This window comes from Salibacterium aidingense DSM 18341 (assembly GCF_000429685.1).
In the GTDB taxonomy this organism is placed as follows: Bacteria; Bacillota; Bacilli; order Bacillales; family Marinococcaceae; genus Salibacterium; species Salibacterium aidingense.
Genome location: NZ_AUCI01000003.1, coordinates 86,799 through 99,636, shown reverse-complemented (window position 1 = coordinate 99,636; position 12,838 = coordinate 86,799). Strand labels below are relative to the sequence as shown.

Here is a 12,838-nt window from a genome sequence, read left to right as displayed (position 1 = left end):
ATTATAATAAGGAATAGCCTTGGAAGCAAAGTTTAATTATTATACAAACAGATAGCTTTCGATTTTTATATAGGTTTGTTAAACTATTTCTGCATCCTGGATCAGGTCTCATTTAGAGAATGGGGGATAACAATGGAAAAAGAAACCTGGTATTTTATAGATTCCGGTAATTGCCCGCCGGCCTACAATATGGCGATGGATGAAATGCTGATGCAGTGGCACAGTGAAGGTAAGCTGCCGCCAATTGTCCGATTTTACGGCTGGAACCCAGCGACGTTGTCAGTAGGCTATTTTCAGAAAGTACATAAAGAAATTGATTTTGATGCCGTCCAGAATTATGGTCTCGGTTTTGTAAGGAGGCCCACCGGGGGGCGCGGGGTTCTCCATGACCAGGAACTTACTTATAGTGTGATCGTTTCCGAAGCCCACCCTGAAATGCCGGCAACGGTAACGGAGGCCTATCGTGTTATTTCCGAAGGAATTCTGCAGGGATTCCGACACCTCGGCCTTCATGCTGATTTCTCCATTCCACGTACAAAAGAGGAGGAAGAAGCTTTAAAAGCCCCCCGCTCTGCGGTTTGTTTTGATGCACCGTCCTGGTACGAGCTTGTTGTGGAAGGCAGGAAGATTGCCGGGAGTGCGCAGACGAGGCAAAAAGGAGTTATCCTTCAGCATGGGTCCATTCTTTTGGACATGGAGGAAAACAAATTGTTTGATTTATTTAAGTATCCAAACCAGCGGGTAAGAGAACGAATGCAGCGGGGTTTCAAACATAAAGCTGCAGCTATTAATGAGTTAAAGAGCTCCCCGGTGACCATGAGAGACGTATCCGAAGCATTTCACCATGGATTTGCAGAAGGACTGAATATTAATTGGCACCCCTACCAATTAACGAAAGAAGAAGAAAAGCAGGTACATGCTTTGGCTGAACAAAAATATGGAACGGATGAATGGAATTACCGTAGATAAAAAGCGGTTCCTTCTCGAGAGGAACCGCCTTTTCAATTGGAAGGCTTTAGTTTTCGGCGCTTGCAAATGCCTTCTGGAGCCGGCGGGTAATCGGCCCAATCGCCAGCTTTTTAGTGACAGAGCCTTTTATTTTTGTGACTGGAACAAGCTCATGACTGGTGCTGGATATAAACATTTCTTCGGCAGCAGGAATATCTTCGAGGGTAAATGCTTCCTCCTGAAAAGAAATACCCTCTTCTGAGGCAAGCTGTTTGATAAATAACCTTGTGATCCCATTAAGAATGTAGTGGTTTGCAGGATGGGTGTAAATGGTTCCATCTTTCACTAAATAAACATTAGTGGAGGAACCTTCTGTCACTATATTTCCCCGGTGCTGCAGGGCTTCGTGGCAGCCTTCATCTTCTGCTTTGCGTTTGGCCATGACATTTCCCAACAGATTAATCGTTTTTATATCACAGCGGAGCCAGCGGATATCATCGAGGGCCCATAATGAAATGCCATTCTCCTGCAGGCTTACCGGACTATCGTCCTCTTTGGTAAACGCCGTTAAAACAGAAGAAAGCGTCCGGGGATATAAATGGTTTCTTTCTTGTTCCCCTCTTGTTATTTGAAAATATACAATGCCGTTTTGAAGGTTATTTTTCGCGATAAGGGAAAGAATATTTTTTTTCATGTCGTCCACTGGCTGGGAGAACTCAAGATCCAGTTCCCGTGCACTTCTTTGAAGCCGTTCAAAATGTTCTTCCCACAAAAAGGGGATCCCGTTATATACGCGGATTACTTCATAGATCCCATCGCCAAAGTAGTATCCCCGGTCATAAAAATCAATATAGGCCTGGTCTTTACGAACAAACTCATTTTTTATTAACACATAGTCCAAATTGCAGCACCCTCCAGTATTTACAATCTACTGTTCACTTTAACATAAAAGGCGGCGGGCGGAGCAAAAGAAATATAATAGCTGCCAGCTGCCGTCCATAAAGCAAGAAGTAAATTATTTTAGAATTCCCGATAATTAGAGTATGATTTTATGATTTCTTCCATATTCTCTTTATATCGCTGACTTTATAAGTTGACAAAATGCATGAAAATCTGATTCTGTAACCATATATAGTGTAGAAGTTAAAAATAAGAACACAATATATTGATTTGAGAGCGGAGGATATGATAAGCTTATACATACCATATTAGAAATGGGGAGGACGAAAACAATGAGCACCACCATGCAGCAGTTTGCAGCTATAGATAAGAAAAAATTAAATGAGGATATTGCCCTTTTTCCCCAGGTCCATCCCATAACGGATGACATGAATGTAACCAAGACAGGAGTTTCCCGGCTGGTTATGCTGGATCGCTATACCTTTAAAGATACGGAAAAAAGAACCTTATCTAATGGTGATTTTGTGGTCTTAACCGTGAAACAGGATCCGAAATTTCCGGCAAGGGGATACGGCTTCATCACAGAACTGGATTGGGAAGCTGGGAAAGCGCAGGTACTGGTGGATGAAAGCTTCCGTCACGTTCTTGAAAACGACGAAGCCGATACCGGGATTGTGACACGTACCCTGGATGTCATTGAAAAACCTTTGGAAATTTATTATGAACAGATTGCGAAACGCAACGCCGCAGGCCTGGCAGAGGTGGAAACAACAAAGGAAAAACGGGAAGAATCCTTTGAAGCCTTTTATCAAGAGCTTGTCCGAATGAACTTTGTGCCGGCCGGACGGGTATTGTACGGAGCTGGCGCTGAAACGGACGTAACGTACTTTAACTGTTATGTTATGCCGTTTATCGAAGATTCCCGCGAAGGCATCTCCGAACACCGGAAACAGGTAATGGAAATTATGAGCCGCGGCGGCGGGGTAGGAACGAACGGGTCTACGCTTCGACCGCGCAATACGCTTGCAAGAGGGGTGAACGGCAAATCTTCCGGTTCTGTTTCGTGGCTGGATGATATTGCCAAACTTACCCATCTTGTGGAACAAGGTGGTTCCCGGCGCGGGGCACAGATGATTATGCTTGCGGACTGGCACCCGGATGTACTCGAATTTATTATCTCAAAAATGCAGAATCCAAGGATTTTACGTTTCCTTCTCGAAAATTCTGAAGACGAACAAATTCAGACGCTTGTCCAGGAAAAACTAAAATTCACTCCTTTAACTCCAACAGAAGAAGCTTTATATCAGGGAGTGCTCAATTATAAAGAGATTCCGGGACAAGGTGGGTTTGATTCTAAAGTCATAAAGGATGCGGAAGAAAAATTGAACACAGGCGGCACGTATTCCGTTAATTCGCCGGAATTTTTAACTGGTGCCAACATTTCTGTCTGTTTAACGGATGATTTTATGAAGGCCGTGGATAACGATGAGGAGTATACGCTCCGTTTTCCCGACGTGGAAAACTACACTGCCGAAGAAATGGAAAAATACAATGAGCAATGGCAGGAATGCGGGGATGTGCGTGAATGGGAAGCCAGAGGATTCGGCATCCGTACCTACAGAACGATAAAAGCCCGGGAATTGTGGAAGCTGATTAATATTTGTGCCACGTACTCGGCAGAGCCTGGTATTTTCTTTATTGATAATGCTAATAAACTGACGAATGCACAAAGTTACGGACAAAAGGTAGTGGCCACCAATCCATGTGGAGAGCAGCCGCTCGCTCCTTACTCTGTCTGTAATCTTGCTGCTGTAAATTTAGCTGAAATGGCTGATAAAGAACGCAGCACAGTGGATTTCGAGAAGCTGCAAAAAACGGTGGAAACCGGAGTGCGGATGCAGGACAATGTCATTGATGCCACCCCTTATTTTCTGGAAGAAAACACTCGTCAGGCAAAAGGAGAACGCCGTGTCGGCCTCGGTGTCATGGGACTGCATGACCTGCTGATCTATGCGGAGACGGAATATGGATCAGCCGAAGGAAATCAGCTTGTTGATGATATCTTCAGAACTATTGCAACAACAGCTTACCGGACAAGCATAGAACTGGCAAAAGAAAAAGGAAGCTTTCCATTTCTTGTTGGAAACACAGAAGAAGAAACACGGCAGCTACGCAAAGCTTTTACAGAAACAGGTTATATGAAAGATATGCCGCAGGACATCAAAGACGGAGTACTTCGACATGGTATCCGTAATTCTCACCTTTTGACCGTGGCACCAACAGGAAGTACCGGTACCATGGTAGGAGTAAGCACTGGACTGGAACCATACTTTTCCTTTAAATACTATCGCAGCGGTCGTCTTGGCAAATTCATCGAGGTAAATGCAGAGATTGTTCAGGAATATCTTGACCGCCATCCGGAAGCAGATCCGGAACATCTTCCAGACTTTTTTATCTCTGCGATGGACCTGTCTCCGGAAGCCCACGCGGATGTCCAATGCGTGATTCAAAAATGGGTGGACAGCTCGCTGTCTAAAACGGTGAACGCTCCGCGCGGATATTCGGTAGAACAAGTTCAGAAAGTATATGAAAGACTGTACAAAGGCGGTGCAAAAGGTGGAACGGTCTATGTAGACGGAAGCAGGGATGCGCAGGTGCTTACGTTAAAAGCAGAAGAAAATCATTTCGAAAACGAGGCAGAAACGGAACCTGCTTCCAACGAAGAATCAAAAGTTGTTCTGGTTGATACCATTAAAGATGTGCGTTCTACTACGGTTAACTTTGGAAACGAAATAGGAGATACCTGCCCGGTGTGCCGGGAAGGTACCGTAGAAGATATCGGCGGCTGCAACACATGTACGAACTGCGGCGCTCAATTAAAGTGCGGATTATAAACTGCTCAAAGGGGCTGGCACAAAGGGAAGAAGTGTTGGAAAACGAACGTTTCGCGTTTTGTTTTTTAGGGACAGCAATCCAGCGGAGTCAAACTACGTAGACTCCAGCTCAGAACAGCACGTGTCTAGAGATTCCGCAGGATGCGGGTCAGATCTGCGCTCGCCAGGAGGTGCCGCCCTTGTGCCCTGTGGGTGAAAGCGAAGTATTTTGACGCAGTGTTAGAAAGACGCACAAAAATTTCCGAACGAAGCATAATCGTTCGGAAATTTTTTCTCTTGTGATGGTTTTGTCCCAGACTTTTTTGTTTTTGGGAGAATCTGTACTGCAAACTGCTCTTTGTGGTTCTATTATCCTTCATGTATACTAATAGTAGAAAAAATTTTGACCTCATCAAATGGTTTTGTATGTATTGGAGGAACCTTCATGCCAACCCCAAGTATGGAAGATTATCTGGAACGTATTTATAAGCTGATCGAAGAAAAAGGATATGCCAGAGTGTCGGATATTGCTGAAGCCTTGGAAGTCCACCCTTCTTCCGTCACAAAAATGGTGCAGAAACTGGATAAAAAAGAGTACCTGGTGTATGAAAAGTATAGAGGACTGGTTTTAACATCAAAAGGAAAAAAAGTAGGAAAACGGCTGGTATACCGCCACGAGCTGCTGGAAGATTTCTTAAACTTAATCGGTGTGGATGACTCCTATATATACAATGATGTGGAAGGAATAGAACATCATTTGAGCTGGGATGCCATAGACCGCATCGGAGATGTTGTTCAATTTTTTCAGGAAAAGGAAGAAAGAGTGGAAACTTTAAAACAAATCCAACGAAAAAACGAAGCCTGATCTCCGTTTAAAGAGGCTGCCTCAAAAGGGCAGCCTCTTTTATCCGGGAAAGAACGCTTTTTTTATTTTCAATCACGTTCCGTGTTTTCCGCCCATAAGATAGGAGAAAAGTATGGAACAAGGGTGAGAGAGACATGAAAATAGATGGTGTATTCGCGGGCGGAGGGGTAAAAGCGTTTGCTTTTATAGGAGCATTGCAGATTCTAGAAAAGAAAGGCTATCAATTTCAACGGACAGCAGGAACCAGCGCCGGGGCACTAATGGCTGCTCTCATACAGGCAGGATATACGTCTGGAGAATTAAAGTCGATTTTTATGCCGCTGAAAAGCTCAGACATATTGGATGAGACCTTTATCAACGAACGGATGCCCTGGTTGTCCTGGGTGGCGGTGTACTGGAAATTGGGACTTTATAAAGGAGATAAGTTGGAGAAATGGATTCATCAACTATTGGCCAAAAAAGGGATATATACCTTCAGGGATCTACCGAAAGATTCGTTGAAAATAATAGCTTCTGATTTAACGGACGGACGTTTATTGATCCTGCCGGATGATTTGCCTAAATACGGCGTGGATCCCAATCGCTTTCCTATCGCGTTAGCGGTAAAAATGAGCTGCACCCTTCCCTACATTTTTCAACCGGTAAAATGGCGGACAAAAAATAAAAAAATCCACCTCATTGTAGACGGCGGTATTTTGAGTAACTTTCCCTTATGGTTGTTCAAGGATGCAGACACAGGGAAATGCAGCAGACCCGTTATCGGTTTTCAGCTCTCCCCTTCCATGCAGGAAGCGCAGTCCCCGGCACCAAAGATTAAAAATGCGTTAAAGCTGTATCAATCTCTGTTTTCTACGATGAGGAAGGCCCACGATCTGCGTTACATTTCCAAAAGCCAGGCGAAAAATATTGTCTTCTTACCAGTAGAAAATATAAAAAGCACGCAGTTTGACTTAGACCTTTCCCAGAAAAAAGAGTTGATCCAAATCGGAAGGAAGGAAACGGAAATATTCCTAGACCATTCCTTTCGGAACATTCTCTGAACCACGGCTTCAAAAAGTTCGCAGCTGTCCCTTCTGGTCGTTTAGTTTGAGTTTAACCGACAAAAATGGAGTAACCAGGGTAATCCAAAATCCAAGCAGGGCAGCATGTAAAAAATATAACAATATAGTGGAAGGAAGCAGATTTTGGGACAATGCAATAAGAACCAGACCGATTAAACCAACAGCCGCTGTGATGACCTTATTTTTAATTTTTGTGGATACCACCATTCGGCATTTCAATTTCTCTAAACTATATCCCGCCCCTGCTCCTAAAAGAAGGCCTGCGTATGGACCGCCTTCTGGAAACAATAGCAGCAGGGAAGAGGGGAGGACGAGGGAAAATGAAAATAAAAAAGGTTCAGGCACACTCCCGATCCAATCCATAGAACGATACACCGCAAAAACCACAAACGCTCCTACCAGCACAGCCATAATGATATCCTGAAAGGAATGGCTGCTGTTTATAAATGTCATGACGGCAATGAGGGCAATAATTACACAGGCCAACAAAGTAAAGCGTCGTTTTGAAATTTCCGGGATGAGGAACCCCCAGAAGGACGTGGCCAGCTGGACTTCGCGGGCAGGAAAGGTGAAAGAAGTACTGCCTGCGGAAGGAATCGGAGAAAATGTCTGTTTGATCAGACCATGAAAATAAACACTGAGCGCCACCACAATCAAAAGCTTCAATCCGGTATTTTTATCAATGGTCCAATAGACAACAGCGATGACGATTAAAAAAAACCAATCATTGGTTAATAACTGCACGGTATCCCCGGCCCATTCCACGAACATCCTCTTTCCCCTCCTTGTCAGGACATTTAAGAATGTCGGTAGTTTTTCACCAGAAGGTACGGTCTTTCTCCAAGTAAAAGAAAAACCAGGCTCAGGTTAAAAGAGAGCCCGATTTTTCTTCCGGTTTTTCTTTCCCTCGATAACAGTCAGGTTATGGTCATTTCGACGCTTGCTCACTGAACGGGGAGAACGTTTTTTATCAGCTTTCATTTTTGCCTGCTGCTGTTTAGCAGCTTTTTGGTATTTTTTATGGGGTGAACCTGCTTTTCCATTGGCTGCCCGCGGTCCTGCGGCTTTTTGGTATTGGTTCATCGAAGTGCGTTTCATAATGACTCTGGTAAACAAAAAGTACAGCCCAACGGCGACAGCGGCACCAACAAGTAAATAAGTGAGCAGTCCAAGCGGATTGGTCACAAGCTGGTACCCAAGCCCAAGAACGGCAAGACCAAATACAATGATCAAAAAAGGGTTCATTGGAAAACGGGACATTCGATCACCTCCAAAAATGGTAAGCCCTTTAAACCTTTGATGAACATGCTGCCTGTTTATTTTCACTGCAAGTAATGTATGTGTTGAATATGACCATTCGTGGGAAAAGGCATGCTTTTGGAACCTGGGCATGTCACATTCTGCGGACCTTTATCCGGATAACCTCTGAAGAGGAAAAGAACTTCCGGGAATGTTAACATTTTTAATCAATGTAAAACGGCTATTAATTATATTCTACATGATTCTTTCGGTTTCCTCTATAGAATTCAGACAATGGAGGAAAAACAATTCATATTCTTATACATTCCCTATTATGAAAAAAATACACGTTGGAATTTGGATAGAATGCTATTTCTGGGTATGAAATTTGGTTTTTTCTACATAATACCGTTAATGGAGGTGGGCGTATGAAAAGAATTTGGCTGTTCAATCAAAAGGTGGCTGGTATTGGGTTTTTTGGAGGGCTTATTTGGAGTTGTGTAGGATATGCAGCCTTTTCGTTAAATTTTACAAAATGGGGCCCGGCTATGGCGGTTCTTCCATGGGCGCTGCCGGAATGGAAGGAAACGTATCTCGGTCATTTGACGGGGATCGTTATGATTGCCCTTCTTTCCATCTTAGCGGCTTATTTGTACCGGGTATTATTTCAAAAATGGGAATCTATCTGGCTTGGAGCGGGATTTGGAATTTTCCTTTGGGTTGTTGTGTTTTACTTTCTGCACCCGATTTTTCCCGGAAAGGAACCAATAACGTCCATGAGCCGTACGGATTTAACGACGACACTATGTCTTTATTTGGTGTATGGCGTATTTATTGGTTATTCTATTTCCTATGAATACAAAGAAATGCAGCGTCAGGAGGAGTAATCTATTCAAAGGGCGGACCTTATGGTAAACTGACTGCAGGGATCAGGAGAAAACCGGGGAGGGATTATGATGTCTGAAAAACTGAGAACATTAAGAGGACAATTAGAGGAAAAGCAGGCAGATGCAGTGTTCATTAACAGCCCTGCTAATCGTCAATACATATCAGGTTTTACAGGGACAGCAGGAGCTGTTTTAGTGACAAGGAAAGAGGCCTTTTTCATTACCGATTTCAGATATGTAGAACAAGCGAAAGCACAATGTGAAGGCTTTGAAGTGGTTAAACATTCTTCCTCTGTTTTCAAGAAGGCGGGAGAACTTCTCGAACAGCAGCAGGCCCAAACCGCCGCGTTTGAAAAAGAGCACGTCACCTATGGCGATTACGAAGAGCTTCAGCAACATATAGAAGCAGAACTGCTTCCCATACAGGGAATGGTAGAGAGCCTGAGGCAGTATAAAGATGACAAAGAGCTGGAAGTTATTCAGCGCGCTGTAGATATAGCAGATCGTACGTTTGAACATATCACGACATTTATAAAACCAGGCGTCAAGGAAAAAGAGGTCAGTGATGAACTGGAGTTTTTCATGCGCAGACAAGGGGCGGTTTCTTCTTCCTTTGATATTATTGTTGCTTCTGGAGAGAGAAGCGCCCTTCCGCACGGCGTGGCCAGCAACAAAGAAATCCGGAACGGGGAACTGGTAACCCTTGATTTTGGGGCATATTTTCAAGGATATTGTTCGGATATTACAAGAACAGTTGCCGTCGGGGAACCTTCCAATGAATTAAAAGAACTATACCAGACGGTGTACGAGGCTCAGTTGAAAGCCGTTGAAAAAATAAAACCCGGTATGACAGGGATAGAAGCGGATGCTGTGGCCAGAGATCATATCAATAAACAAGGTTTTGGGGAATATTTTGGGCACGGACTCGGTCACGGCCTAGGAATGGAAGTACACGAAGGCCCCAGATTATCGCCTAAGTCTTCCTCTTTATTAGAGCCGGGAATGGTAGTTACCGTAGAACCGGGTATTTACGTACCGGAACTTGGCGGAACTCGGATTGAAGATGACATTGTTATTACAGAAGACGGCAATAAGCTCCTGTCCCATTCTCCAAAAGAACTAATGATTCTCGGATAATAAATCGTGATAAATGGATTTGTGTGTTATAGTGGAAGGGAAAATGATTTGGCAGAGATGGAGGAAATGTAATGGTTTCAGTAAATGATTTAAAAACAGGACTTACAGTAGAAGTAGACGACGATATTTGGCAGGTTGTGGATTTTCAGCACGTAAAGCCTGGAAAAGGAGCAGCATTTGTAAGAACGAAACTTCGCAGCCTCCGCACCGATGCGATCCAGGAAAAAACATTCCGGGCCGGAGAAAAGATTAACCGCGCTCATATTGAAAACCGCAGAATGCAATATTTGTATTCCAGCGGGAATACGCATACGTTTATGGATAATGAGACGTTTGATCAGCTTGAACTTACAAGTGACCAAATCCAGTATGAACTGAATTTTCTTAAAGAAAATATGGAAGTAAAGATCATGTCATACGGCTCTGAAACACTTGGCCTGGAACTGCCAAACAATGTAGAGCTAGAAGTAACAGAAACAGAACCCGGCATAAAAGGGGATACAGCTTCAGGCGGCACCAAGCCGGCTGTGCTGGAAACGGGTTATAAAGTGCAGGTTCCTTTCTTTATTAATGAAGGGGAGAACCTGGTCGTTGATACCAGAAAAGGTGAATATGTCTCCAGAGCATAAGAAGGGGCTGGGACAAAAACCATACTAAGATACAAAATTTCCGAACGATTCTTCCAGGAATCCGTTCGGAAATTTTTTTTGCAGGGCGGAGCATCGTGGTCAGGGATACTATACCTTTCCCTCTTTTCTAATCCGCTAAAGAACAGTTCTAGCAGGTCGGAAAGTGAATAAAATGTACAAAAAGAGATTTTTGGAGGATCATGATGGACGAGATTTTATCCCTTCTGCCTGCTCACTTTCATTCCCCGTTTACTGCTTCTTCTGATTTTCGTCGTGCAGAGGAAATTAGACTCCGCATACATCAGCCGATTGAGATCGTCACGCCCGGAGAATCTGTCTTATTAAAATCGGAAAATGGACAATCCTGTGTCATGACAGAGGAAGATATGGAATATACATTAAATCAGCTCAGTGAATTCTCCCTGTATGCTTTTCATGAAGAAATGAAGCAGGGATACATTACGACAAAAGGCGGGCACCGCGTGGGAATAGGCGGACAAGTTGTTCATGAAGAAGGCAGAGTATCAGCCATTAAACATGTCCGCTACTTTAACATTAGAAAGGCTGCAGATCATAAAGGAGCAGCCCGCCCGTTCATAAAAAGGTTATTAGACGATTCATGCGGACATACGTTGATCATTGGAACGCCCAGGGCTGGAAAAACGACATTTTTACGGGATATAGCCAGGCTTGCGAGTGAAGGAGTCCCGGAAATGAATATCGCACCAAAAAAGGTAGGAATCGTCGATGAAAGATCTGAATTAGCAGCCTGCTATGAGGGGATCCCTTCTTTTGACGTAGGGCCGCGGACAGATGTATTGGATGCCTGCCCGAAAGCAGAGGGTATGATGATGATGATTCGATCGATGAGCCCGGAGATTCTAATTGTGGATGAAATCGGGCGGAAAGAAGATGCCACCGCCATTATGGAAGCTGTACATGCAGGTGTTACAGTGTTTTGCAGTGCCCATGGGGGCTCCTTATCCGAAGTAAAAAAGCGGCCGATGATCAGGAACATGATAAATGCTTCCGTCTTTAAGAAAACCATGTTTCTCCAAAGAACGAAGGGACAAATTCATGTGAATATGGAAACCCTTATATGACGGGGAGGCGGTACCATGAGCTGGGTTGGGGCAATTTTTATTTTAACGGCCTGCACGTGGACAGGATTTGAAATCTCTAAAAAATTAACGGAACGCCCAAGACAGCTGCGCCAATTAAGAACAGCCCTTCAGAGCTTTGAAGCAGAGATTATGTACGGTATGAGTCCTCTCCCGGCCGCCAGTCAAAAAATAAGCAGACAGCTGCCCGTTCCTGTTTCCTATTTGTTCCACTATTTTTCAGAATACTTGAAGCGGGGAGAGAAGAACGTAGACGAGGCCTGGCGTAAAAGCCTGGAGGAAACATGGCCCTATACCGCGCTGCAGCCGCATGAAAAAGAAGTGATGTTTCAATTTGGAACAACGCTGGGCAAACACGAAAAGATGCAGCAGCAAAAACACATCAGACTGGCCATGATTCATTTGGAAAAAGAGGAAACGGAAGCGAGAGAAAAGGAAAAAAGGTATGAAAGAATGGCGAAATCGCTTGGGTTCTTAGCAGGGTTGCTGCTTATTATCATTTTCATTTAACAGCGCCATTTTCTGCTGTTATTTCTTCAGGCGTTATAAGGGGGTAGTGAAGTGGCCTATGATGTGAACACGATATTTCAAATTGCCGGGATCGGTATCATTGTTGCCATGATCCACACTGTATTAAAACAAATGGGAAAAGAAGATTGGGCCCATTGGGTCACCTTAATTGGGTTTGTGGTTGTTCTGTATATGGTGGCTTCTATCATAGATGAACTATTTCAGAAGATTAAAAGCGTCTTTTTGTTTCAGGGATAGGAGGCGGTGGCTATTGAAATCGTACAAGTGGTCGGTTTCGGCCTCATCGCCACGTTCTTAATCGTTATCGTTCGGGAACAAAAGCCCGTCATTGCTTTAGCCATAGCACTGGTTGCAGGCGGGATGATATTTTTATTCATCATGGCCCCGCTGCAATCGGCGATAGAATTAATTTCTACGCTGAGTGGACAAGCAGGGATTAATAATATGTACATCCAAACGCTGTTGAAAATCATCGGAATTGCTTATCTGGCAGAATTTGGAGCGCATTTGGCAAGGGATGCCGATCAGGAGTCGATCGCCGCAAAAATTGAATTGGCCGGTAAAATGTTGATTATTATGCTGGCCGTTCCTATTTTCCAGGTGCTTGTCGAAACTGTGATGGCTCTTCTACCTGGAGGAGCATAAGG

14 protein-coding genes are annotated in these 12,838 nt (G+C 44.0%); 11 read left to right on the top strand and 3 right to left on the bottom strand.

The window, feature by feature from the left end; translation table 11 throughout:
- Window positions 1–132 precede the first annotated feature (132 nt).
- Window positions 133–969, top strand: coding sequence for a lipoate--protein ligase family protein (locus G475_RS0104580; RefSeq protein ID WP_026700274.1), 837 nt, complete (start codon window positions 133–135; stop codon window positions 967–969).
- A gap of 46 nt (window positions 970–1,015) precedes the next feature.
- On the opposite strand, the gene dat is transcribed toward G475_RS0104580, so the two are convergent.
- Entirely contained in the window at window positions 1,016–1,849 is an 834-nt protein-coding gene (gene dat / locus G475_RS0104575) for a D-amino-acid transaminase (protein ID WP_026700273.1), read from the bottom strand.
- Between the two features lie 331 nt (window positions 1,850–2,180).
- On the opposite strand from dat, the gene G475_RS0104570 reads away from it, so the two are divergent.
- The 3 genes from G475_RS0104570 to G475_RS0104560 all read left to right on the top strand — a co-directional run bounded on the left by G475_RS0104570 (window position 2,181) and on the right by G475_RS0104560 (window position 6,626).
- Window positions 2,181–4,742, top strand: coding sequence for a vitamin B12-dependent ribonucleotide reductase (locus tag G475_RS0104570; RefSeq protein ID WP_026700272.1), 2,562 nt, complete (start codon window positions 2,181–2,183; stop codon window positions 4,740–4,742).
- Between the two features lie 424 nt (window positions 4,743–5,166).
- Window positions 5,167–5,586, top strand: a complete 420-nt coding sequence (gene mntR, locus G475_RS0104565; RefSeq protein WP_026700271.1) for a transcriptional regulator MntR — start codon at window positions 5,167–5,169, stop codon at window positions 5,584–5,586.
- Window positions 5,587–5,720: 134 nt separating this feature from the next.
- Window positions 5,721–6,626 carry a patatin-like phospholipase family protein gene (locus tag G475_RS0104560; protein WP_026700270.1) on the top strand — a complete coding sequence of 302 codons (906 nt, stop codon included), beginning with the start codon at window positions 5,721–5,723 and terminating at the stop codon, window positions 6,624–6,626.
- Window positions 6,627–6,635: 9 nt separating this feature from the next.
- Here the strand turns inward: G475_RS0104560 and G475_RS0104555 are convergent, their stop codons facing one another.
- Both G475_RS0104555 and G475_RS0104550 read right to left on the bottom strand, forming a co-directional pair.
- On the bottom strand, window positions 6,636–7,418 hold the full coding sequence (locus G475_RS0104555; protein ID WP_026700269.1) for a phosphatase PAP2 family protein: 783 nt from the start codon (window positions 7,416–7,418) through the stop codon (window positions 6,636–6,638).
- A gap of 96 nt (window positions 7,419–7,514) precedes the next feature.
- On the bottom strand, window positions 7,515–7,907 hold the full coding sequence (locus tag G475_RS0104550) for an SA1362 family protein (RefSeq protein WP_026700268.1): 393 nt from the start codon (window positions 7,905–7,907) through the stop codon (window positions 7,515–7,517).
- Between the two features lie 407 nt (window positions 7,908–8,314).
- Between G475_RS0104550 and G475_RS0104545 the strand changes: the two genes are divergently transcribed.
- The 7 genes from G475_RS0104545 (at window position 8,315) to spoIIIAD (ending at window position 12,836) form a co-directional block, all read left to right on the top strand.
- Entirely contained in the window at window positions 8,315–8,773 is a 459-nt protein-coding gene (locus G475_RS0104545; RefSeq protein ID WP_026700267.1) for a YqhR family membrane protein, read from the top strand.
- A gap of 69 nt (window positions 8,774–8,842) precedes the next feature.
- Window positions 8,843–9,910, top strand: coding sequence for a M24 family metallopeptidase (locus tag G475_RS0104540; protein ID WP_026700266.1), 1,068 nt, complete (start codon window positions 8,843–8,845; stop codon window positions 9,908–9,910).
- A 71-nt stretch (window positions 9,911–9,981) separates the two neighbouring features.
- Window positions 9,982–10,539 (top strand): elongation factor P, encoded by a 558-nt coding sequence (gene efp, locus G475_RS0104535; RefSeq protein WP_026700265.1) that lies wholly within the window; start codon window positions 9,982–9,984, stop codon window positions 10,537–10,539.
- A gap of 203 nt (window positions 10,540–10,742) precedes the next feature.
- The gene (gene spoIIIAA / locus G475_RS0104530; RefSeq protein ID WP_026700264.1) at window positions 10,743–11,642 is read left to right on the top strand and encodes a stage III sporulation protein AA; all 900 of its coding nucleotides are present in this window, start codon (window positions 10,743–10,745) and stop codon (window positions 11,640–11,642) included.
- A gap of 15 nt (window positions 11,643–11,657) precedes the next feature.
- Window positions 11,658–12,170, top strand: a complete 513-nt coding sequence (gene spoIIIAB / locus G475_RS0104525; protein WP_026700263.1) for a stage III sporulation protein SpoIIIAB — start codon at window positions 11,658–11,660, stop codon at window positions 12,168–12,170.
- Between the two features lie 51 nt (window positions 12,171–12,221).
- Window positions 12,222–12,428: a stage III sporulation protein AC gene (gene spoIIIAC, locus G475_RS0104520; RefSeq protein WP_026700262.1), complete on the top strand. Its 207-nt coding sequence runs from the start codon at window positions 12,222–12,224 to the stop codon at window positions 12,426–12,428.
- A gap of 12 nt (window positions 12,429–12,440) precedes the next feature.
- The gene (gene spoIIIAD, locus G475_RS0104515) at window positions 12,441–12,836 is read left to right on the top strand and encodes a stage III sporulation protein AD (protein ID WP_026700261.1); all 396 of its coding nucleotides are present in this window, start codon (window positions 12,441–12,443) and stop codon (window positions 12,834–12,836) included.
- Window positions 12,837–12,838: the final 2 nt, after the last annotated feature.